Genomic DNA, 21,789 nt, shown 5'->3' with positions numbered 1-21,789 from the left:
CCCGGCCATGAGCAAGAGAAAAGTGATCCCGTTGCTGCTCTACATCCTGTTCCTGCTGGTGCCGATCTACTGGCTGCTGAACATGTCGTTCAAGAGCAACACCGAAATCCTCGGCGGCCTGACGCTGTTTCCCCAGGATTTCACCTTCCACAACTACAAGGTGATCTTCACCGATCCGAGCTGGTACACCGGTTATCTCAACTCGCTGTACTACGTGAGCCTGAACACGGTGATTTCCCTGAGCGTGGCGTTGCCGGCGGCTTATGCGTTTTCCCGTTATCGCTTTCTCGGCGACAAGCACCTGTTCTTCTGGCTGCTGACCAACCGCATGGCGCCGCCGGCGGTGTTTCTGCTGCCGTTCTTCCAGCTGTACTCGTCGATTGGTCTGTTCGACACCCACATCGCGGTGGCACTGGCGCACTGCCTGTTCAACGTGCCGTTGGCGGTGTGGATTCTCGAAGGGTTCATGTCCGGCGTGCCCAAGGAAATCGATGAAACCGCCTACATCGACGGCTATAGCTTTCCCAAGTTCTTCGTGAAGATCTTCATCCCGCTGATTGGCTCCGGGATCGGTGTGACAGCGTTTTTCTGCTTCATGTTTTCCTGGGTCGAACTGCTGCTGGCGCGCACGCTGACCTCGGTGAACGCCAAGCCGATCGCGGCGGTCATGACGCGCACGGTGTCGGCGTCCGGCATCGACTGGGGCGTGCTGGCGGCGGCGGGGGTGCTGACCATCCTGCCGGGCATGCTGGTGATCTGGTTTGTTCGCAACCACGTGGCCAAGGGCTTTGCCCTGGGCCGGGTCTGAGGAGCTGATGATGGAATGGATGAGCTGGACCGTCCCGACGGCGGCATTTTTCATCGTGATTGGCTTGATCCTGGTGGGCATGACCACCTGGGAACTGCGCTCGCCGAGCATCCTGCGGCGAGGGTTTCTGCCGATTGCCACCACCCGTGGCGATCGCTTGTTCATCGGTCTTCTCGGCAGCGCCTACCTGCACCTGCTGGTAATCGGCGTGACCGACTGGAGCATCTGGGTAGCGTCCGCGTTGTCCCTGGTGTGGCTGTTGGCTGTGATGCGTTGGGGCTAGTCGAATCGCTCGGCAATCGTGCTCCAGAACTTAAACAGGAGGTCTCTATGTTCGACAAAAACAATAAGCTGCGACATAGCATTTCATTGGCAGCCATGCTGGCACTCAGCGGTTTGAGCGCAACCGCTTGGGCCGATGCGTACGAAGACGCGGCAAAAAAATGGATCGGCAGCGAGTTCAAGCCGTCGACCCTGACGGCCGATCAGCAGCTCGAAGAACTGAAGTGGTTCATCAAGGCCGCCGAGCCGTTTCGCGGGATGGAAATCAAGGTCGTTTCCGAAACCCTGACCACCCACGAATATGAATCGAAGGTGCTGGCCAAGGCCTTCACCGAAATCACCGGGATCAAGCTGACCCACGACCTGCTGCAAGAAGGCGACGTCGTGGAAAAAATGCAGACCGTGATGCAGTCGGACAAGAACATCTACGACGGCTGGGTCAACGACTCGGACCTGATCGGTACGCACTTTCGCTACGGCAAAACCGAGTCGATCACCGACCTGATGGCCAACGAAGGCAAGAACTTCACCTCGCCGACCCTCGACATCAAGGACTTCATCGGCATTTCCTTCACCACCGCACCTGACGGCAAGATCTATCAATTGCCCGATCAGCAGTTTGCCAACCTCTACTGGTTCCGCGCCGACTGGTTCGAACGCGCCGACCTCAAAGCCAAGTTCAAGGAAAAGTACGGTTATGAGCTGGGCGTGCCGGTGAACTGGTCCGCCTATGAAGACATCGCGAAGTTCTTCAGCGAAGACGTCAAGGAAATCGACGGCAAACGCATCTACGGGCACATGGACTACGGCAAGAAAGACCCGTCGCTGGGCTGGCGTTTCACCGATGCCTGGTTCTCCATGGCCGGTGGCGGCGACAAGGGCCTGCCCAACGGCTTGCCGGTGGACGAGTGGGGCATCCGCGTAGAGGATTGCCATCCGGTGGGCTCCAGCGTGACCCGCGGCGGCGACACCAACGGCCCGGCGGCGGTGTTCGCCACGACCAAGTATGTAGACTGGCTCAAGGCTTACGCGCCACCGGAAGCGGCGGGCATGACCTTCTCCGAGTCCGGCCCCGTACCGTCCCAGGGCAACATCGCCCAGCAGATTTTCTGGTACACCGCGTTCACTGCCGACATGACCAAACCGGGCCTGCCGGTGGTCAACGCCGACGGCACACCGAAATGGCGGATGGCGCCGTCGCCGCGCGGACCGTACTGGGAAGAAGGCATGAAGTTGGGTTATCAGGACGTAGGTTCCTGGACCTTCATGAAGTCCACGCCTGAGAAGCAGAAACTCGCGGCCTGGCTGTACGCGCAGTTCGTGACCTCGAAAACCGTGTCGCTGAAGAAAACCATCGTCGGCCTGACGCCAATCCGCGAATCGGACATCAACTCGCAAGCCATGACCGACCTGGCACCGAAACTCGGTGGTCTGGTCGAGTTCTACCGCAGCCCGGCCCGCGTGCAATGGACGCCGACCGGCACCAACGTGCCGGACTACCCACGTCTGGCACAACTGTGGTGGAGCCACATCGCCGAAGCCGCCAGCGGCGACAAGACCCCGCAACAGGCGCTCGACGGCCTGGCCAAGGATCAGGACGCGATCATGACCCGTCTGGAACGCTCCAAGGCCCAGGCCACCTGCGCCCCGAAAATGAACCCCGAGCGCGACGCGCAATACTGGTTCGATCAGCCTGGCGCACCTAAACCAAAACTGGCCAACGAGAAACCGAAAGGCGAAACCGTGAGCTACAACGAACTGCTCAAGTCGTGGGAGGCAGCACGCAAGTAAGCGTTTTGGGGGAACAGAACGGCACCTTCGGGTGCCGTTTTTTTCAGCCCTCGATTTCACGTTTCACCGCCCGGCGTACGGCTTTGAGGATGGCGCCTTCAAAGGCGTTGTGCCCGGCGTGCAGCAAACGACAGTGAAGGTTCATGCGTTGCCTGAGCCAGCGCACACTGGCCATGCCGAAGGTATCGCGGATGCCCTGGATCAGCAGGGTGTTGTCGTCGAGGATCAGATCCTGGTCCCCTGGCTGGAAGAAATAGCCTTGCAGGTGGTAATGCAGCTCCAGACGGATCGCGAGCACTGCTTCCTGATCGACGAAACGCTCCAGCGTGCCGGGGCAAACCGTCTGCCCCGTGCGGCGCAAAACCCCATTCAACCATTCAATGGCGGCAACACGCTGTTGCAATGGGCAGCCTTCACCGAGTATCCGGTAGATGTCCCTGGCGCGATGGCCTGACGTCGCTTGAGGCGATTGTGCCAACCCGTCATTGAGTGCCTGATCGTATGACCGGACATTGGCTGCGAATGGGACGAACACCGACACCAGTGTGGTTTTCAGCAGGTGCTGCGGATAGCGCTGCTGGTACTGGATCGCCAGCCAGCTGCCCCACGAAACACCCAGCACACTGATTTTTTCGAAGCCGAAGTGCTGGCGCAGGGCGTCGATGTCTTCGACGCACAGACCGGTGTTGTTGTCGCGCCGTTCGCCGTAGGGCGTCGAGCGCCCGCAACCGCGTTGGTCAAACAGGATGATGTCGAAACGGCGCAGGTCGAAGAAGTCCAGATGATGATGACTGCAGCGCCCACCGGGGCCGCCATGCAGGAAAAACACCGGTTCGCCTCCCGCAATGCCATGGCGTTCCCAGTAGAGTTGATGGCCATCACCGGTCGGGTAATAGCCTCTGCCTTGCAGGGAAAAGGTCATGTTGAGTTGGCCGTCAGGCGATATCGGGTTTATGGATCGGGTTTGTGTTCATGCATCCAATGGCGCTCATGGTGTGTGCTTCCTGGTTGTCTGTTGAGTGAACGGTTTCAAGCGAGAGCCGAATCTAGAAGCACAGCGACGATGAGGTCAAAGATGACCAGAGGTTTCCAATCGCGGTTTTTGGGAGCGCCGAAGTACCTACTGACAAATTGTGAGTAGACACGCCACGATCGACGTAAAGGCTTGTTTTAGAGGGGGTGGACGGGGTGGTTGAAGGCGAGCGAAGCGACGATGCATTAGCCCTCAACAACGTTTTGTTTCATGCCTTTGTCAGACGTTTCATCGCTAGGTCGACGCAAATTCGCACTGAAAGGTTTGCGAAGACTTATGGCGGATGTGTGCGGTGATTTTTCCGATGGAGATTGAGAAAACACCGCACAAATCTGTTTGAGGGTTTAATGCTTTTGCGCGAGCACGGGGAACACCAGACTGAAAACCGTCATCGCCCCCGGGCGGCTTTGCACCTGCGCGGTGCCCGAATGCAGGCTCATGATCGAGCGCACGATGGCCAGCCCCAGACCGGTGCTGCCCTGCGAGCGAGTGCGGCTGCTGTCGACCCGGTAAAAGCGGTCGAACAGATGCGGCAAGTGCTGCGCTTCGATGCCCACGCCGGGATTGCTCACACGCAGTGCGACCTGTGTCGGCGCCTGCTCGATGAACAGCGAAACGGTTTTGCCGGCGGGGCAGTGGCGCAGGGCATTGGACAGCAGGTTCGATATCGCTCGCTGGATCATCAGTCGGTCGCCAGAGACTTGCGCGCTGCCGACCACCTTCAGCTGGATCTGTTTGTCCTGCGCCGACAGGGAAAACAGCTCGGCCACCCTGAGCGCCTCGTCTTCCAGTGCAATCGACTCGAACGACGCGTGCGCCATCGGCTGGCTGGCCTGGGCCAGAAACAACATGTCCGAGACAATCCGTGCAACGCGCTCCAGTTCTTCGGTGCAGGACACCAGGACGTCGGTGTATTCCTCGACCGAGCGTTCCCGCGACAGCGTGACCTGAGCCTTGCCCATCAGGTTGTTGATCGGCGTACGCAGTTCGTGGGCCAGATCATCGGAGAACTGCGACAACTGCTGCACGCCGCTGTCCAGGCGATCGAGCATCACGTTTATGCCTTGCGCCAGTTCGCTGAGCTCCTGAGGCATGTTCACTACTGACAGCCGATGGTCGAGGTCCTGGGTGGTCACCCGGGCCGCCACTTTGCGAAACTCGCGCAGCGGCGCCAGTCCGCGCTGCACCGCGCCCCAGGCGGTCAGGCCGATGAACACCAGCAGCAACGGCAAGGCAATCAGCGTCGAGCGCAGGTAGGCGCTGAGCAAGGCCTGGTCGTGGGCATTGTCCATCGACAACAGCACCGGCACGTTGCTGCCGTCCTTCAGACGAATCAGCTTCGAGGCGGTGAGAAACTTCGCGCCTTCAGCATCGACGCTGTCGGTGTAGGTCAACTGATCGGTCGTCGCCCGCACTGCTTTCAATTCAATCCGTGGGTCCGTCAATCCTGACCCTGACTTGAGCAGCGGCGAGCGCAAATTGCCTCGGTCATAAATCGTCAGCGTCAGGTTGTCATGCCCCATGACCTGATCGAGCAGAATGTGCGGCTTGCCACTGACTTCATTGGAATCGATGTACAGCGAGAGGCTGTGTTCCACTTGCGCCATCTTCTTTTCCAGGCTGTCCCGGGACAACGCATTCAGTTCATGGGTCAGGGCGAAATACGCGAGGATCGCCAGGAACACCACCAGCAGCGCACCGAGAGTACTGACTGTCAGCCCCAGTCGCAGTGACAGGCTGGCCGGCTTCATTCCCGTGCCTCCAGCACATAGCCGACACCGCGCAGGGTATGGATCAGTTTGCTGTCGAACGGGTCGTCGATCTTCGCTCGCAAGCGGCGGATCGAGACCTCGACCACGTTGGTGTCGCAGTCAAAATTCATGTCCCACACCAGCGAGATGATCTGGGTGCGGGTCAGCACTTCGCCGGACTGGCGCATCAGCAAGTGCAACAGGGCGAACTCCTTGGTGGTCAGGTCGATGCGTTGCTGGCCACGAAACGCCCGGTGACGGCCCGGATCGAGCTCCAGATCTGCGACCTTGAGTACCTGCGGCACCGGGATGTTTTCGCTGCGGCGCATCAGGGTACGCACCCGGGCCAGCAGTTCCGGAAACTCGAACGGCTTGACCAGATAGTCGTCGGCGCCCAGATCCAGACCCCGGATCTTGTCCGCCAGCCGCCCGCGCGCGGTGAGCATCATCACCCGGGTGGAGTGGGTGCGGCGTAACTGTTCCAGCACGCCCCAGCCGTCGAGTTCCGGCAGGTTCACATCCAGAATGATCAGGTCATAAACCTGTTGTTGTGCCAGGTGCAAACCATCAGCGCCGTTAACAGCGTGGTCAACGATATAGCCACTTTCGGTCAGACCCTGATGCAAGTATTCGGCAGCTTTAAGCTCGTCCTCGACGACAAGGATTCGCATGATTTATCACCACTTTTATTCAATGGATAATTAATTAAGGTGGCCGGGAAAGTTGTTGTCTTTGTAGGGGCTTCCGGACGGTTTCAATAACTGAATGGCGTGCACGGTAAAGGCTGTAGTGGCTACAGAGTCAACGCCTGAGGCCTTTAAGTCGGCCATCCGCGACAGCCTGTCGCAGCAGAAAAGCGAATTTCTCATGACTTCGATTTCGGCAAGTGCTGTTCGGCGGATAACTAACGTGCATTTGTTTCAATGTATTGCAACAAAGCCATTCGAACTTCGAATCCTAGAGCAAAACAACTTCGATAAACCGTGGATAACGGATTTGTAATGTTCACGTCACCTTGTCGATAAGTTCAAAACCCTACCGTGGCGCAATCAACGATTCTTGATTAAAGGAAGCCTTCCATTGCCCGGTTTAATAGAACTGACGGCGCGATCACGCCTGAAAAAAACCGCCAGCGGCCTCTTGTTGTTGGCCTGTACAAGCCTTGCCAGTGCTTCGACCCTGACCCTGGATCAGGCCCTGCAAACCGCCTTCGCCGGCAACCCGGATCTGGCCGCTGCACAGTGGGAAATCGGCATTGCCGAAGGTGATCGCAAGCAGGCCGGGCTGATTCCCAACCCCGAGGTTTCGTGGGAGGCCGAAGACACCCGGCGCCAGTCGCGCACCACCACGGTGATGCTCAGCCAGCCGATCGAGTTGGGCGGCAAGCGTGGCGCGCGGATTGATGTGGCGAATCGTGCGCAGGATGCCGCCGGCATCGAGCTGGAGCGCAAGCGCAACGCGTTACGCGCCGATGTCATTCAAGCGTTCAACGGCGCGCAAACTGCGCAGCAACGTTTGCAACTGGCCCGGCAGTCGCTGCAACTCGCCGAGCACGGTTTGCGTGTGGCGCAGGGGAGGATCGAGGCGGGCAAGTCGTCGCCGGTGGAAGGCACTCGCGCCCAGGTGCAGCTCTCGGAAGTGCGCCTGGAGCTAAGCCGCGCGGAGCGCGATCAGGCCAATGCGTACCAGCAATTGGCACAGGTCATGGGCGCACCGTTGCCGACGTCGACCACGGTGCAGACCGCGACTCAAAGCCTGCCCAGCGTACCGCCGCCTACCCGTTTGCTTGAGCGCCTGAACGAAACGGCGGAGCTGCGCCTGGCCAGGTTGCAGATCGACCAGCGCGAGGCGTCGCTGGGACTGGAAAAGTCCCAGCGGATTCCCGATCTCACCGTCAGCATCGGCAGCCAGTACAGCGAAACCGAGCGCGAGCGGGTCAATGTGGTCGGGCTGTCGATGCCGATTCCGTTGTTCAACCGCAATCAGGGCAACGTGCTGGCGGCCGCGCGGCGTACCGATCAGGCGCGGGACCTGCGCAACGCCACCGAGCTTCGCTTGCGCACCGAAATCCAGACCACGCTTGCGCAATGGCAGACCGCCAACGGCGAAATCAAGGCGTTCAACCAGACCATCCTGCCCGCCGCGCAAAGTGCGGTGGACAGCGCCACTCGCGGTTTCGAAATGGGCAAGTTCGGCTTCCTCGACGTGCTCGACGCCCAGCGCACGCTGATCAGCGCTCGCACCCAATACATCCAGGCGGTGAGCGAGGCGACCGACGCTCGGGTCCGCATCGAACGCATTTTCGGCGACCTCAGCGTCAGCCCTTGAATTTCAATTTTCTGATCACTGCGCGATGGCACGGCGCAGAGGAGTTTCCATGGATAAAAAACTGATCGTGGTCGCTGCGGCGACCTTGGCGTTGGGCATTGGTATCGGCTCGATGTGGGCGGGCAACTCGGGCATCGACGCGCATGCCGATGAGGCCGCCGAGCATGCGGATCACGCCGAAGAAGGCGCCGCCGTTGAAGGCGAACATGGCGAAGAAGGGCACATCGAATTGACGGCCGAACAGATCACGGCGGCGGGGATTCAACTGGCCGAAGCGCGAGCGCAGCGCATCAGTCTCGGCCTGCCGTTCCCCGGTGAAGTGCGCTTCGACGAGGACCGCACCGCCCATGTGGTGCCACGCGTACCGGGGGTGGTCGAGTCGGTGTCGGTCAATCTCGGGCAGTCAGTGAAGAAGGGCCAACTGCTGGCCGTGATCGCCAGCCAGCAGATTTCCGATCAGCGCAGCGAGCAGGCGGCCGCGCAACGCCGTTTGGCCTTGGCGCGCACGACTTTCGAACGCGAGAAGAAACTGTGGCAGGACAAGATCTCCGCCGAGCAGGATTTCCTCCAGGCACGTCAGGCTCTGGAAGAAGCCGAAATCGCCCTGAACAACGCCCGGCAAAAGATCAGCGTGCTTAGCGGCAGTGTGGTTGCCACTGGCGGTAATCGCTATGAACTGCGGGCACCGTTCGACGGTGTGGTGGTGGAAAAACACCTGACGCCGGGCGAGGTGGTCGATGAAACCACGGCGGCGTTCACGCTCTCGGATTTGTCGCGGGTGTGGGTCACCTTCGGCGTGTCACCGAAGGACTTGAACAAGGTGCAAGTGGGCAAACCCGTCACGGTCAGCGCGGCGGAATTGAATGCTGAAGTGACCGGCACCGTGGCCTACGTCGGCAGCCTGCTCGGCGAACAGACCCGTACCGCGACGGTTCGCGTGACGTTGGAAAACCCGCAAGGCTCATGGCGCCCGGGCCTGTTTGTCACCGCGCTGGTCGCCACCGACAGCCGCCAGGCCAAAGTCGCTGTACCGGAAACTGCGATCCAGACCGTCGAGGACAAACCCACGGTGTTCATCCGCACCGACGACGGCTTCAAGGCGCAAGCGGTGGAGCTGGGCAGTCGCGCGGCGGGTCAGGTGGAAGTCACCGCCGGGTTGGAACCGGGTGTGCAAGTCGCCAGCGCCGGCAGCTTCGTCCTCAAATCGGAGCTGGGCAAAGCCTCGGCCGAGCACAGTCATTAATCGCGGAAGACTCCCATGTTCGAACGCCTGATCCAGTTTGCCATTGAGCAGCGCATCATCGTGCTGCTCGCCGTTCTGCTCATGGCCGGCCTCGGCATCGCCAGTTACCAGAAACTGCCGATCGACGCCGTGCCCGATATCACCAACGTCCAGGTGCAGATCAACACCGGCGCGGCCGGGTTCTCGCCGCTGGAAACCGAACAGCGCATTACGTTCCCGATTGAAACCGCGATGGCCGGCCTGCCGGCGCTGGAACAGACCCGTTCGCTGTCGCGTTCGGGGTTGTCCCAGGTCACGGTGATCTTCAAGGACGGCACTGATCTGTTCTTTGCCCGGCAGTTGGTCAACGAGCGGTTGCAGTCCGCCAAGGAGCAATTACCCGAGGGCGTGGAGGCGGTGATGGGGCCGATCTCCACCGGGCTTGGCGAGATCTTTCTGTGGACGGTCGAGACGAAGGAAGGCGCGCTGAAGGACGACGGTACGTCCTACACGCCGACCGATCTGCGGGTGATTCAGGACTGGATCATCAAGCCGCAATTGCGCAACGTCCCCGGCGTGGCCGAGATCAACACCATCGGCGGCTTTGCCAAGGAGTACCAGATTGCCCCCGATCCGAAAAAACTCGCGGCCTACAAACTGACCCTCACCGATCTGGTCACGGCGCTGGAGCGCAACAACGCCAACGTCGGCGCCGGGTACATTGAGCGCAGCGGCGAGCAATTGCTGATTCGCGCACCGGGTCAGGTGGCGAGCACCGAGGACATCGCCAACATCGTCATGGCCAATGTCGACGGCACGCCGATCCGCATCAAGAACGTCGCCACCGTGGATATCGGCCGCGAACTGCGTAGCGGCGCCGCCACGGAAAATGGCCGGGAAGTGGTGCTCGGCACCGTGTTCATGCTGATCGGCGAAAACAGTCGCACGGTCTCCCAGGCAGTTGCCGCCAAGCTCGAACAGATCAACAAATCCTTGCCCGACGGCGTGATTGCGGTGCCGGTGTATGACCGCACGCATCTGGTCGACAAGGCCATCGCGACGGTGAAGAAGAACCTCGTCGAAGGCGCGATTCTGGTCATCGCAATTCTGTTTCTGTTCCTCGGCAACATCCGCGCTGCGCTGATCACGGCAATGGTGATTCCACTGTCGATGCTGTTCACCTTCACCGGCATGTTCAGCAACAAGGTCAGCGCCAACCTGATGAGCCTCGGCGCGCTGGACTTCGGCATCATCGTCGATGGTGCGGTGGTAATCGTCGAAAATACCCTGCGACGGTTGGCGCATGCGCAGCAGCATCACGGGCGTCTGCTGACGCGATCCGAGCGTTTCCATGAAGTGTTTGCCGCGGCGAAAGAGGCGCGGCGACCGCTGATTTTCGGCCAGTTGATCATCATGGTCGTGTACCTGCCGATCTTCGCCCTGAGCGGCGTTGAAGGGAAAATGTTCCACCCGATGGCGTTCACCGTGGTCATCGCGCTGCTCGGCGCCATGCTCTTGTCCGTCACCTTCGTGCCGGCGGCGATTGCGCTGTTCGTGACCGGCAAGGTCAAGGAAGAAGAGGGTGTGGTGATGCGCGGTGCACGTCGCGTCTATGCACCGGCGCTGGCCTGGGTCATGTCCCACCGGGCGATGGCGGTCGGTGCGGCGTTGGGAGTGATCGTGCTCAGTGGCGTGGTCACCAGCCGCATGGGCAGCGAGTTTGTGCCGAGTCTCAGCGAAGGCGATTTTGCCTTGCAGGCGTTGCGCGTGCCGGGCACCAGCCTGACGCAATCGGTGGATATGCAGCAGCGATTGGAAACGTTGATCCTCGATAAAGTGCCGGAAGTCGAGCGCGTGTTCGCCCGTACCGGCACCGCGGAAATCGCCTCCGACCCGATGCCGCCGAACATTTCCGACAGCTACGTGATGCTCAAACCGAAAGACCAATGGCCGGACCCGGGCAAGTCCCGGGAAACCCTGATGGCCGAACTGCAACAGGCCGCCGCGACGCTGCCGGGCAGCAACTATGAACTGTCGCAGCCGATCCAGTTGCGTTTCAACGAACTGATCTCCGGCGTGCGCAGCGACGTGGCGGTCAAGGTGTTTGGCGATGACATGGACGTGCTCAATGCCACGGCGGCGAAGATTGCCGTCGCGATGCAGAAGGTCAATGGCGCGTCCGAGGTCAAGGTCGAGCAAACCACTGGCCTGCCGGTGCTGACCATCAACATCGACCGCGACAAGGCTGCGCGTTACGGGCTCAACGTCGGCGATGTGCAGGACACCATTGCGGTGGCCGTCGGCGGGCAGAAGGCCGGGACGATGTATGAAGGTGACCGCCGATTCGACATGGTGGTGCGCTTGTCCGACGCCATGCGCAAGGACGTCGACGGGTTGTCGGCGCTGCTGATTCCGGTGCCGGCGGCTGGCGGTGAGGCGGCCAGTCAGATCGGCTTCATTGCGCTGAAAGATGTTGCCAGTCTCGATCTGGTGCTGGGGCCGAATCAGGTCAGCCGCGAGAACGGCAAGCGCCTGGTGATCGTCAGCGCCAACGTGCGCGGGCGTGACATCGGCTCTTTCGTCGCCGAGGCGGGCGAAGTGATCGAGCGCGATGTGCAGGTGCCGGCGGGTTACTGGACCACCTGGGGCGGTCAGTTCGAGCAACTGCAATCGGCGGCCAAACGCTTGCAGATCGTGGTGCCGGTGGCGTTGCTGCTGGTGTTCGGGTTGCTGTTCATGATGTTCAACAACCTCAAGGACGGCTTGCTGGTGTTCACCGGGATTCCGTTTGCGCTGACTGGCGGGGTCATGGCGTTGTGGCTGCGGGACATCCCGTTGTCGATCTCGGCGGGCGTCGGTTTTATCGCGTTGTCCGGTGTGGCGGTGCTCAACGGGCTGGTGATGATCGCCTTTATCCGTAACTTGCGGGAGGAGGGGCGTTCGCTTTCCGAAGCGATTCACGAAGGCGCATTGACGCGATTGCGTCCGGTATTGATGACGGCGTTGGTCGCGTCCCTGGGCTTCATTCCGATGGCCCTGGCGACCGGCACCGGGGCCGAGGTGCAGCGACCGCTGGCGACGGTGGTGATTGGCGGGATCCTGTCCTCGACCATCCTCACGTTGTTGATCTTGCCGGCGCTGTATCAGATTGCCCATCGTCGGGGCGAGGAATCACCGGCTGCTGCTTAGTCGCTTCATGGTTCAAAAACAGGCCCGCGATTGCGGGCCTTTCTACATAACGGATATGTAATTTCGGCGCCACCGTCACGAAAGGTTCGGATTGTTACCTTGATCCCGTCAGTTACTTAAACGAGGAATCAAACATGAAATCTGTACAGATCGGTGCTTTTCTGGTGGCGTTGGTGATGTCTTCCCTGGCCATGGCCGAAGGTGGCGGTGACCGCACTTTCGACCGAATGATGACCGCCAACGACCGCTCCGTGGAGCTGTTTGTGGCCAAGGAGAAGGCTCGTGATCCTGTCGTCGTGAATGATAAAAAGGACGAAAAGACCCAAGACCTGTAAGCGTGTCACCAATGAATGAGCCCGTCATCGCGCATCGATGGTGGGCTTTTTTATGAGTCGTTTTTTGAAGGAAATGGATATGAACTTTCTCAAGTTGATGGCGTTCACCGGTGTCATGGCAATGTCTTTGAATGCGTTGGCCGAAGGGGGCGGAGACCGGACGTTTGACCGGGCGCTCAGCGCCAATGCCCAAGCCATGGAGCAGTACGCGGCCGCCCAGGGCAAAGCGGCACCGGTGGTCAAGGAATACGAGTACGGTATGAAGCTGGATGTGAAGAAAGTGGTCAGCGTTGTCCGGCCGAAGAATGAATGCGCGGTTGTGCCGGCAGCGATGACTTATGAGGACTCCAAAGGGCAACTCAATACGCTCACCTATAGCGTGATGGGCACCTGCCGTCAGCAGGGTGGATAGCGCCGATAGCGGCTCAAACGCCCGGTTCATGTTCAGTGAGTCGGGCTTTTTTTCGGGCATAAAAAAGGCGTCCCGAAGGACGCCAAAGGATTCACCTCTTACCAAAGGAGCAAGGAGCTTCTAAAGGTGAATGTGTATTGCTCGTGAAAACTCAGAGAATCGCCAGCGGGTATTCGACAATCACGCGTACTTCATCCAGGTCAGACTCGAATGCCGTGGCACGGGTGGTGGCCTGGCGCAGACGCAGCGACAGGTCCTTCATCGAACCGCTTTGCACCACATATTTGACTTCGATGTCACGCTCCCAGCGCTTCTGGTCGGTCAGCGGATTACCGTCGGCATCGCGACGCATGTACACGGCGTTGGCGTTGGAGTAGTCGGCGTCGGTGCCACGGGCATAACGGGTCATGAACGACAGGCCCGGCACGCCGTAAGTGGTCATGTCGAGGTCGTAGCGCACCATCCACGAACGCTCTTTCGGCGAGTTGAAGTCGCTGTACTGGATGGAGTTGTCGAGGAAGATCGAGTCGGACTGACGCAGGTAATCGAAGTCGTCGTTGCCGTTGTTGCGCTGGTGGGAGAGGGCGACAGAGTGGGCGCCAAGCTTCACACCGACGCGACCGCTCCAGATGTTGTTGTCGAATTTGCCGAGCAATTGTTTGCCTTCGTCGACTGCCTTGTAATAGTTCAGGCCGCCGAACAGCGACAGGTCATCCGACAGCGGATACGTCCAGGCGGTGCCAGCGTAGTACTGGTTCCAGGCATCTTTCAGGCGGCTGGAGTACAGGCTGAAACTGAGGTTTTTGTTCAGCGCATAATCACCGCCGCCGTAAGCGATCCAGGGCGAGTTGACCGGTCCGGCATAGAAGGTTGCGAAGTTTTCGCGCATGTCGCTGGACACCGGCTGACTCATCGCATGCAGCCGGCCACCCTGGATCGACAGGCCTTCGATGCTGGTGTTGGTCGCCGTCACGCCGCGAAAGCTTTCCGGCAGCAGTCGCGAATCACCTGCTGCAACCACTGGGTTGGCCGGGAACACATCGCCGATTTTCACCACCGTATCGAAGGCCCGTACTTTGGCGGCGCCCCCGACCTTGGTGTATTCGTCCCGTGCTTTACCTTCGCTGTCGACCGGCAACACATCGAACGAACTGCGGCCACCGTTGCGACCGTCACCGGTATCGAGTTTCAGACCGATCATGGCAAACGCATCGACACCGACCCCAACGGTGCCTTGGGTGAAGCCGGATTCGAACTTGCTGATGACCGCATGGGCCCAGGCTTCGGAATAACCATTGCCGGTAGGGCTGGACTGGCCGTTGCGGTGGTCACGATTGAAATAGAAGTTGCGGTTGAGCACCGTCAGGCTGCTGCCTTCGATAAACCCTTCGGGTTTATCTTCTGCAAACACCATGGACGGCCCGGAGCCGACAACCACTGCTAAAGCGGCCATCGACATTTTTTTGTTGTTAACCATCAATCACTCCTTGGGTTCGGCAGAACGGGAACGTGTGTCGGCGTGAGTTTTATTGTTCGACGGGCAAGGACCCGCCGGTAGGATCGCCGGGTGACATCGTTGCAGGCTGCGGATAACGCCGAGATGATTGGGGAATTACAATTTCGTTAGGTGGGGTTGCGATTGACTCGTCGGAACAATCCGCAGCACTATCCAGCCATGAATGCCCAACATCGAATGACCATGATGTGCTCCTCTGTGACCGCTTCCGGCGGGCCATAAGGTCATGCATGTCTGGTCAATGACGTGTTACCCAAAGCCCCGCCAGAAATGGACGGGGCTTTTTAATTGCCCGTCCGCACATGGCTCAAGGAGAGAGAAATGTTCGAAATAAAAAGAGCCACCCCGGACGATGCCGGGATAGCGTTCGATATTCGGCGGCTGGCGATCCGGCATCAATGCATCGGTGCCTACAGCGAGCAGCAGATGCTCGACTGGACAAAAGGCACGGCGCAAGACGGTTACGACACGCTCATGCAAAAGCATTTCTATCTGGGTTACGTTGAGGGTGAGCCTGTGGCAAGCGGTATGCTCGATCTGGAGCACCGCGAAATCGGCGCGATTTTCATCCATCCGGATTTCATGCAGCGCGGGCTGGGCAAGCGAGTACTGTACTTTCTGGAAGCGCTGGCACGGAGTCTGGGACTGGCAGAGGTTTGTCTGGATGCGACTTTGAATGCCGTCGATTTCTATCGGCGCTGCGGTTACGTCGGGGAGGGGAGTGCGGTTTATCAATCGCCTTCAGGTCTTCAACTGGCCTGCGTGCCGATGCTGAAAAAACTGTGATGGCATTAACGCAAAAACGGCACCCGAAGGTGCCGTTTCTGTTTGTAGCCCATTCCAGCAGAGCAATCAGCCCGCCAGACCCGCCTGCTGAACCAGGGTCAGCAACGGTTGTGGGTAGACGCCGAGGAAGAACGCAACCAGGGCGATTGCCAGCAGCATCACGCCGCCTGCTTTCTGTTCCCAGTGCAGTTGGGCGTCGTGGCGGCGCAGGTTCGGTTCGATCAGGTACAGGGTGACCATCACGCGCAGGTAGTAGAACACGCCGATGGCGCTGCCCAGAACCAGCGAACCGACCAGCCACCATTGGTGCGACTCGACACCGGTAGCGATGATGTAGAACTTGCCGATGAAGCCTGCGGTCAGCGGGATACCGGCCAGGGACAGCATCATCACGGTCAGTACGGCGGTCAGGTACGGACGGCGCCAGAACAGGCCGCGGTACTCGTACAGCGCGTCTGCGTCACGGCCGTTGTACGGCGAGGACATCAGGGTGATCACGCCGAACGCGCCGAGGCTGGTGATCACGTAGGTGACCAGGTACACGCCGATGGCTTCCACTGCCAGACCCTTGCTCGCCACCAGCGCGATCAGCAGGTAGCCGAAGTGCGCGATGGACGAATAACCGAGCAGACGCTTGAGGTTGCTCTGAGTCAGGGCCAGCAGGTTACCGAACAGGATCGAGGCGATGGCGATGATGGTCAGTACGTTGCTCAGCACGCCACTGCTTGCGGCAGGGGAGATCTGGAACAGACGAACCATGACCGCGAACACAGCCACTTTCGAAGCGGTGGCGAGGAACGCGGCCACCGGTGCCGGAGCACCTTCGTACACGTCCGGCGTCCACAGGTGGAACGGTACCAGCGACAGTTTGAACGCCAGGCCGATCAGCATCATGCCCAGGCCCAATTGCGCCAGCGAGCTCGGCAGGTTGGTGGTGGCCAGTGCCTGACCGATACCCACGAAGCTCAGCGAACCCGAGTCGGCGTACAGCAGCGCCATACCGAACAGCAGGAACGCGGAACCGGCGGCCGACAGCACCATGTACTTGATACCGGCTTCCAGCGAACGCTTGTTGAAGAAGGCGTAGGCCACCAGACCGTAGACCGGCACCGACAGCAGTTCCAGACCGATGAACAACCCGGCCAGGTGCTGCGCGCTGACCAGAACCAAGCCACCGGCGGCAGCCATCAGGATCAGCAGGTACAGTTCTTCACGGTTGCCCGGGTAACCCGAACCGCCATCGCCGAGGTAGGCGTGGGCGAGGGTTACGCAGGCGAGGGTGGCTACCAGGATCAGCGCCATGTACAGGCAGGCAAAGGTGTCGATCTGCAGCAATGGGGTCACGGCCAGAGGCGCGACTTTCAGTGCCGGCAGGATCGACAGCAAGGCCAGGTTCAGACCTGCCACCGAAATCAGGAAGGTCTGCGAGTGGTTGCGGCGCCAGGCGATTGCCAGCATCACCACGATAATGGTGAGGCTGGTGATCAACAGTGGCGCAAGCGCAATAAAGTGTTGAATCGTGAATTCCATAGCGCTCTTACCGGGCCGAAGCGAGTTGAGTGAAGGCGGTGCCGAGCCACTGCTGCACGCCATGCATCGTGGCGGCAGAGGTGTCGAGGAACGGTTGCGGGTAGACGCCGAGGTAAATCAGCAGTGCCGCAAGGCCCAGCACCATGATCAGTTCGCGACCGTCCATGCCGTGCAGGATCGAATCCGATTTGGACGGACCGAAGTAGGCACGGTGGATCATGATCAGCGAGTAGACCGAACCGAACACCAGACCGGATGTGGCAATCGCGGTGATCCATGGAGCACTGGCGAAGGTACCGATCAGGATCAGGAACTCGCCGACGAAGTTACCGGTGCCCGGCAGACCCAACGAGGCGGCTGCGAAGAACAGGCTGATCGCCGGCAGGTAAGCGATACGCGACCACAGACCGCCCATCTCACGCATGTCACGAGTGTGCAGACGCTCGTACAGCTGACCGCTGAGGATAAACAGTGCCGCGGCCGACAGACCGTGCGCCAGCATCTGGATCACGGCGCCTTGCAGCGCCAGTTGGCTGCCGGAGTAGATGCCGATCAGTACGAAGCCCATGTGGGAAACGGACGAGAAGGCGATCAGACGCTTGATATCGGTTTGGGCGAACGCCAGGAACGCACCGTAGAAGATCCCGACCAGGCCCAGGGCCATGGCGAACGGCGCGAATTCGGCCGAGGCGTTCGGGAACAGCGGCAGGGCGAAACGCAGCAGACCGTAGGCCGCGGTTTTCAGCAAGATACCAGCGAGGTCGACGGAACCGGCGGTCGGTGCCTGGGCGTGAGCGTCAGGCAGCCAGGAGTGGAACGGAACCACTGGCAGTTTGACCGCGAAGGCGATGAAGAAGCCGAGCATCAGGATGTACTCGGTGGTCATCGACATCTTGGTCTTCAACAGATCGGCGTAGTTGAAGGTGATCACGCCGGTGCTGTTGTAGTTGACCAGTACCAGACCCAGGATCGCCACCAGCATGATCAGGCCGGAAGCCTGAGTGAAGATGAAGAACTTGGTCGCGGCGTAGATCCGGGTTTTCTTGCCGTCCGAAGAACTGTGACCCCAGAGCGCGATGAGGAAGTACATCGGCACCAGCATCATTTCCCAGAAGAAGAAGAACATGAACAGGTCGAGGGCGAGGAACACGCCGACAACGCCGCCCAGGATCCACATCAGGTTCAGGTGGAAGAAGCCAACGTGACGTTGAATCTCTTTCCACGAGCAGAGTACCGACAGGATACCCAGCAGACCGGTCAGCAGGATCATCAGCAGCGACAGGCCGTCGAGGGCCAGGTGCACGTTGATGCCGAAGCGCTGGATCCAGACGTGCTTGAACTCAAGCGCCCAGGTCGGATCGGCGCCAGGCGCCGGAGCAAATGAATAGTCACCGTGGGCCCACAGCCAGAGGCCGAGGGCGAGTTCCAGGGTCATGGTCAACAGCGCAATCCAGCGGGGGAGGGTAGCGCCGAAGCGCTCACCCATCCAGCACAGCAGGCCGCCGATGAAGGGGATCAGGATTAGCCAAGGCAGAATCATGACGGGCTCGTTTCCTTTCGCAAATTCGCAAGGTTCATATCAGACCGCTACCAGCACGACAGCGCCGATTACCAACACGGCACCAGCAGCCATCGAAGCAGCGTACCAACGCAGTTGACCGGTTTCGGTACGGCTCAGGGCAGTGTGACCACCCTTGGCCATGCGCGGGATCAGACCGATGGTCTGGTCGAGCGGGTCTTTGCGCAGCATGTGGCTGATCGCAAGGTACGGCTTCACGAACAGTTTGTCGTAGATCCAGTCGAAGCCCCAGGCAGCGAACCACCAGGCCGAAAGGAAACGGCCGATGCCGCTGTTGGCGATCGCAGTCACGAAGCGACGCTTGCCGAGGAACAGCAGGGCCGCCAGCAGGATACCGGCCAGGGCGATGGCGCCCGACGCGATTTCCAGACTGTGCTTGGCTTCGCCACCGGCATGGCCAACGCTTTCCGGCAGTACGCCGTGCAGCGGTGGAACGATCATGGCGCCGACGAAGGTCGACAGCACGATCAGCACCGACAGTGGCAGCCAGTGAGCGATGCCGTGACCGGCGTGAGCTTCGGTCTTGGCTTCACCGTGGAACGCGATGAAGATCAGGCGGAAGGTGTACAGCGAAGTCATGAACGCGCCGACCAGACCTGCGTACAGCAGACCGTGGTTGCCGCTGGCGAACGCTTCCCAGAGGATTTCGTCCTTGGAGTAGAAACCTGCGGTCACCAGCGGCAGGGCGGCCAGAGCGGCACCACCGACGATGAAGCTGGCGTAGGCCAGCGGCAGTTTCTTCCACAGGCCGCCCATCTTGAAGATGTTCTGCTCGTGGTGGCAGGCAACGATCACCGCACCGGAAGCAAGGAACAGCAGGGCCTTGAAGAAGGCGTGGGTCATCAGGTGGAAGATCGCGCCTTCCCAGGCGCCAACGCCCAGCGCCAGGAACATGTAGCCGATCTGGCTCATGGTCGAGTAGGCGAGGATACGTTTGATGTCGGTTTGCACCAGTGCTGCGAAACCGGCCAGCACCAGGGTCACACCACCGACGATGCCGACCAGGTGCAGGATGTCCGGCGCCAGGGCGAACAGACCGTGGGTACGGGCGATCAGGTAGACACCAGCAGTAACCATGGTTGCGGCGTGGATCAGTGCCGAAACCGGGGTAGGGCCGGCCATCGCGTCCGCAAGCCAGGTCTGCAGTGGCAGTTGAGCCGATTTACCGACCGCACCACCCAGCAGCATCAAGGTCGCCAGCACGATCCAGAAATCGCCGACCTTGAAGTGCTCAGGCGCCTTCACCAGCAGTTCCTGGACGTTCAGTGTGCCCAGTTGCTGGAACAGGATGAACAGGCCGATCGCCATGAACACGTCGCCGATACGGGTGACGATGAAGGCTTTCAGTGCGGCGTTACCGTTGTTGCGGTTGCTGTAGTAGAAACCGATCAACAGGTACGAGCACAGGCCCACGCCTTCCCAACCGAAGTAGATGAACAGCAGGTTATCGCCCAGGACCAGGAACAGCATGCTGGCGATAAACAGGTTGGTGTAGGCGAAGAAACGCGAGTAACCGGCTTCACCGCGCATGTACCAGGAGGCGAACAGGTGGATCAGGAAGCCCACACCGACTACCACACCGAGCATGGTCACGGACAGACCATCCAGGTACAGGGCGAAGTTAGGCTGGAAGCCCTCGACGGACATCCACTTCCACAGCACATGAACGTACACGCCACCTTCCGGTGGAGCGACGTTGAATTGCCAGATCACGTAGGCCGCGACGATGGCAGACAGGCCGATGGAGCCGACACCGATCAGCGCCGACAGGTTTTCCGAGAGGCGGCCGCGGGAAAACGACAGCAACAGGAACCCGATCAGAGGGAATACGAAAGTCAGAAAGAGTAGGTTCATCCGCGCATCTCACTGGCAGCGTCGATATCGAGCGTGTGGAAGCGGCGATACAGTTGCAGCAGGATCGCCAGGCCAATACTGGCTTCGGCGGCTGCAAGGCTGATCACCAGGATGAACATGATCTGTCCATCCGGTTGCGCCCAGCGGGCACCCGCAACGATGAAGGCCAGTGCAGAGGCGTTCATCATCACTTCCAGACTCATCAACACGAACAAAATGTTGCGGCGGACCATCAGGCCGACCAGACCAAGGCAGAACAGGATGCCGGCAACGGCCAATCCATGTTCGAGAGGGATAGCAGGCATGTCTTACTCCTTCGCCTCGTTACGGCCCAAATGGAACGCCGTGACGGCTGCAGCGAGCAGCAGCATCGAGGCGAGTTCGACCACCAGCAGGTACGGACCGAACAGGCTGATGCCCACGGCTTTTGCATCCACGGTGGTGTGGCCGATGGCCTGACCGCTCTGGTGAGCGAACAGCACATACAGCAGTTCGGCCAGCAGCAGGGCGCCGAGAATCACCGGCCCTGCCCAGATACCGGGCTTGAGCCAGGTGCGTTCCTGCTGAACCGAGGCGGGGCCCAGGTTCAGCATCATCACCACGAACACGAACAGCACCATGATGGCACCAGCGTAGGCGATCACTTCCAGCACGCCGGCGAACGGGGCGCCGAGTGCGAAGAAGGTCATGGCCACGGCGATCAGCGAAATGATCAGGTAGAGCAGGGCGTGCACAGGATTGGTGTTGGTGACCACACGCAATGTGGACACAACAGCGATACCCGATGCGAAATAGAAAGCGAATTCCATCGTTCTTCCTTAAGGCAGCAAGCTCTTCACGTTGATCGGCTCGGCTTCGTTTTGTGCGGCGCCTTTCGGCTTACCGGCAACGGCCATACCTGCAACACGATAGAAGTTGTAATCAGGGTTTTTGCCGGGGCCGGAGATCAGAAGATCTTCTTTCTCGTACACCAGGTCCTGACGTTTGAACTCGGCCATCTCGAAATCCGGGGTCAGCTGGATCGCGGTGGTCGGGCAGGCTTCCTCGCAGAGACCGCAGAAAATGCAGCGCGAGAAGTTGATACGGAAGAAGTCCGGGTACCAGCGACCGTCTTCGGTTTCAGCTTTCTGCAGCGAGATGCAACCCACCGGGCAAGCCACGGCGCACAGGTTGCAGGCTACGCAGCGTTCTTCGCCATCGGGGTCGCGGGTCAGGACGATGCGGCCACGGTAGCGTGGCGGCAGGTAGACCGGTTCTTCCGGGTATTGCAGGGTGTCGCGCTTGCGAAAGCCATGACCGAAGATCATGACCAGGCTGCGCAACTGGGTACCGGTACCCTTAATGATGTCGCCAATATATTTGAACATGGGTCA

19 protein-coding genes are annotated in these 21,789 nt (G+C 60.0%); 9 read left to right on the top strand and 10 right to left on the bottom strand.

Features of this window, described 5'->3' with window-relative positions; genetic code table 11:
* Positions 1–7 precede the first annotated feature (7 nt).
* The 3 genes from AC07N4_RS05645 to AC07N4_RS05635 are packed head-to-tail and all read left to right on the top strand — an operon-like array spanning position 8 to position 2,881.
* A complete protein-coding gene (locus tag AC07N4_RS05645; protein ID WP_085732164.1) occupies positions 8–808 on the top strand; it encodes a carbohydrate ABC transporter permease in 801 nt (266 codons plus the stop codon).
* 10 nt (positions 809–818) lie between these two features.
* Positions 819–1,091, top strand: coding sequence for a DUF2160 domain-containing protein (locus tag AC07N4_RS05640; protein WP_039767461.1), 273 nt, complete (start codon positions 819–821; stop codon positions 1,089–1,091).
* A gap of 47 nt (positions 1,092–1,138) precedes the next feature.
* Positions 1,139–2,881, top strand: coding sequence for an ABC transporter substrate-binding protein (locus AC07N4_RS05635; RefSeq protein WP_192558413.1), 1,743 nt, complete (start codon positions 1,139–1,141; stop codon positions 2,879–2,881).
* Between the two features lie 43 nt (positions 2,882–2,924).
* On the opposite strand, the gene AC07N4_RS05630 is transcribed toward AC07N4_RS05635, so the two are convergent.
* The 3 genes from AC07N4_RS05630 to AC07N4_RS05620 all read right to left on the bottom strand — a co-directional run bounded on the left by AC07N4_RS05630 (position 2,925) and on the right by AC07N4_RS05620 (position 6,336).
* Entirely contained in the window at positions 2,925–3,803 is an 879-nt protein-coding gene (locus tag AC07N4_RS05630) for an alpha/beta fold hydrolase (RefSeq protein WP_493065139.1), read from the bottom strand.
* A gap of 455 nt (positions 3,804–4,258) precedes the next feature.
* Positions 4,259–5,665 (bottom strand): heavy metal sensor histidine kinase, encoded by a 1,407-nt coding sequence (locus tag AC07N4_RS05625; RefSeq protein ID WP_493065138.1) that lies wholly within the window; start codon positions 5,663–5,665, stop codon positions 4,259–4,261.
* Positions 5,662–6,336, bottom strand: a complete 675-nt coding sequence (locus AC07N4_RS05620) for a heavy metal response regulator transcription factor (protein ID WP_096822275.1) — start codon at positions 6,334–6,336, stop codon at positions 5,662–5,664. The genes AC07N4_RS05625 and AC07N4_RS05620 overlap by 4 nt, the downstream gene beginning before the upstream one ends.
* Before the next feature lie 409 nt (positions 6,337–6,745).
* Between AC07N4_RS05620 and AC07N4_RS05615 the strand changes: the two genes are divergently transcribed.
* The 5 genes from AC07N4_RS05615 (at position 6,746) to AC07N4_RS05595 (ending at position 13,151) form a co-directional block, all read left to right on the top strand.
* Positions 6,746–7,993, top strand: coding sequence for a TolC family protein (locus AC07N4_RS05615; RefSeq protein WP_493065137.1), 1,248 nt, complete (start codon positions 6,746–6,748; stop codon positions 7,991–7,993).
* 49 nt (positions 7,994–8,042) lie between these two features.
* Entirely contained in the window at positions 8,043–9,236 is a 1,194-nt protein-coding gene (locus tag AC07N4_RS05610) for an efflux RND transporter periplasmic adaptor subunit (RefSeq protein WP_493065136.1), read from the top strand.
* Between the two features lie 15 nt (positions 9,237–9,251).
* Positions 9,252–12,404, top strand: coding sequence for an efflux RND transporter permease subunit (locus tag AC07N4_RS05605; RefSeq protein ID WP_493065135.1), 3,153 nt, complete (start codon positions 9,252–9,254; stop codon positions 12,402–12,404).
* Positions 12,405–12,538: 134 nt separating this feature from the next.
* Complete coding sequence (locus AC07N4_RS05600) at positions 12,539–12,739, top strand: co-regulatory protein PtrA N-terminal domain-containing protein (protein WP_096822271.1); 201 nt, start codon at positions 12,539–12,541, stop codon at positions 12,737–12,739.
* A 79-nt stretch (positions 12,740–12,818) separates the two neighbouring features.
* Positions 12,819–13,151, top strand: coding sequence for a DUF2790 domain-containing protein (locus AC07N4_RS05595; RefSeq protein WP_192560980.1), 333 nt, complete (start codon positions 12,819–12,821; stop codon positions 13,149–13,151).
* A 151-nt stretch (positions 13,152–13,302) separates the two neighbouring features.
* Here AC07N4_RS05595 and AC07N4_RS05590 read toward each other — a convergent pair whose 3' ends face one another.
* Positions 13,303–14,628: an OprD family porin gene (locus AC07N4_RS05590; RefSeq protein ID WP_493065134.1), complete on the bottom strand. Its 1,326-nt coding sequence runs from the start codon at positions 14,626–14,628 to the stop codon at positions 13,303–13,305.
* 360 nt (positions 14,629–14,988) lie between these two features.
* On the opposite strand from AC07N4_RS05590, the gene AC07N4_RS05585 reads away from it, so the two are divergent.
* Complete coding sequence (locus AC07N4_RS05585) at positions 14,989–15,453, top strand: GNAT family N-acetyltransferase (protein ID WP_493065133.1); 465 nt, start codon at positions 14,989–14,991, stop codon at positions 15,451–15,453.
* A 66-nt stretch (positions 15,454–15,519) separates the two neighbouring features.
* Here the strand turns inward: AC07N4_RS05585 and nuoN are convergent, their stop codons facing one another.
* The 6 genes from nuoN to nuoI are packed head-to-tail and all read right to left on the bottom strand — an operon-like array spanning position 15,520 to position 21,783.
* Positions 15,520–16,983 carry an NADH-quinone oxidoreductase subunit NuoN gene (gene nuoN, locus AC07N4_RS05580; protein WP_102622478.1) on the bottom strand — a complete coding sequence of 488 codons (1,464 nt, stop codon included), beginning with the start codon at positions 16,981–16,983 and terminating at the stop codon, positions 15,520–15,522.
* Between the two features lie 7 nt (positions 16,984–16,990).
* On the bottom strand, positions 16,991–18,523 hold the full coding sequence (gene nuoM, locus AC07N4_RS05575; protein ID WP_096822265.1) for an NADH-quinone oxidoreductase subunit M: 1,533 nt from the start codon (positions 18,521–18,523) through the stop codon (positions 16,991–16,993).
* A gap of 39 nt (positions 18,524–18,562) precedes the next feature.
* Complete coding sequence (gene nuoL / locus AC07N4_RS05570) at positions 18,563–20,416, bottom strand: NADH-quinone oxidoreductase subunit L (RefSeq protein WP_102622477.1); 1,854 nt, start codon at positions 20,414–20,416, stop codon at positions 18,563–18,565.
* Positions 20,413–20,721, bottom strand: a complete 309-nt coding sequence (nuoK, locus tag AC07N4_RS05565; RefSeq protein ID WP_003180046.1) for an NADH-quinone oxidoreductase subunit NuoK — start codon at positions 20,719–20,721, stop codon at positions 20,413–20,415. The genes nuoL and nuoK overlap by 4 nt, the downstream gene beginning before the upstream one ends.
* Positions 20,722–20,724: 3 nt before the next feature.
* Positions 20,725–21,225, bottom strand: coding sequence for an NADH-quinone oxidoreductase subunit J (gene nuoJ, locus AC07N4_RS05560; RefSeq protein ID WP_096822263.1), 501 nt, complete (start codon positions 21,223–21,225; stop codon positions 20,725–20,727).
* Between the two features lie 9 nt (positions 21,226–21,234).
* Entirely contained in the window at positions 21,235–21,783 is a 549-nt protein-coding gene (gene nuoI / locus AC07N4_RS05555) for an NADH-quinone oxidoreductase subunit NuoI (protein WP_085712394.1), read from the bottom strand.
* Between the last annotated feature and the right edge of the window lie 6 nt (positions 21,784–21,789).

Source organism: Pseudomonas sp. GW821-FHT09E04 (assembly GCF_059416185.1).
The sequence above is the reverse complement of the archived record's forward strand: the minus strand, read 5'-3'. Positions and strand labels throughout refer to the sequence as shown.

Bases quoted from the DNA above. Each gene is read 5' to 3' on its own strand.
- AC07N4_RS05645 (WP_085732164.1), top strand. From the start codon at position 8: ATGAGCAAGAGAAAAGTGATCCCGTTGCTGCTCTACATCCTGTTCCTG.
- AC07N4_RS05640 (WP_039767461.1), top strand. From the start codon at position 819: ATGGAATGGATGAGCTGGACCGTCCCGACGGCGGCATTTTTCATCGTG.
- AC07N4_RS05635 (WP_192558413.1), top strand. From the start codon at position 1,139: ATGTTCGACAAAAACAATAAGCTGCGACATAGCATTTCATTGGCAGCC.
- AC07N4_RS05630 (WP_493065139.1), bottom strand. From the start codon at position 3,803: ATGACCTTTTCCCTGCAAGGCAGAGGCTATTACCCGACCGGTGATGGC.
- AC07N4_RS05625 (WP_493065138.1), bottom strand. From the start codon at position 5,665: ATGAAGCCGGCCAGCCTGTCACTGCGACTGGGGCTGACAGTCAGTACT.
- AC07N4_RS05620 (WP_096822275.1), bottom strand. From the start codon at position 6,336: ATGCGAATCCTTGTCGTCGAGGACGAGCTTAAAGCTGCCGAATACTTG.
- AC07N4_RS05610 (WP_493065136.1), top strand. From the start codon at position 8,043: ATGGATAAAAAACTGATCGTGGTCGCTGCGGCGACCTTGGCGTTGGGC.
- AC07N4_RS05605 (WP_493065135.1), top strand. From the start codon at position 9,252: ATGTTCGAACGCCTGATCCAGTTTGCCATTGAGCAGCGCATCATCGTG.
- AC07N4_RS05600 (WP_096822271.1), top strand. From the start codon at position 12,539: ATGAAATCTGTACAGATCGGTGCTTTTCTGGTGGCGTTGGTGATGTCT.
- AC07N4_RS05595 (WP_192560980.1), top strand. From the start codon at position 12,819: ATGAACTTTCTCAAGTTGATGGCGTTCACCGGTGTCATGGCAATGTCT.
- AC07N4_RS05590 (WP_493065134.1), bottom strand. From the start codon at position 14,628: ATGGTTAACAACAAAAAAATGTCGATGGCCGCTTTAGCAGTGGTTGTC.
- AC07N4_RS05585 (WP_493065133.1), top strand. From the start codon at position 14,989: ATGTTCGAAATAAAAAGAGCCACCCCGGACGATGCCGGGATAGCGTTC.
- nuoN (WP_102622478.1), bottom strand. From the start codon at position 16,983: ATGGAATTCACGATTCAACACTTTATTGCGCTTGCGCCACTGTTGATC.
- nuoM (WP_096822265.1), bottom strand. From the start codon at position 18,523: ATGATTCTGCCTTGGCTAATCCTGATCCCCTTCATCGGCGGCCTGCTG.
- nuoL (WP_102622477.1), bottom strand. From the start codon at position 20,416: ATGAACCTACTCTTTCTGACTTTCGTATTCCCTCTGATCGGGTTCCTG.
- nuoK (WP_003180046.1), bottom strand. From the start codon at position 20,721: ATGCCTGCTATCCCTCTCGAACATGGATTGGCCGTTGCCGGCATCCTG.
- nuoJ (WP_096822263.1), bottom strand. From the start codon at position 21,225: ATGGAATTCGCTTTCTATTTCGCATCGGGTATCGCTGTTGTGTCCACA.
- nuoI (WP_085712394.1), bottom strand. From the start codon at position 21,783: ATGTTCAAATATATTGGCGACATCATTAAGGGTACCGGTACCCAGTTG.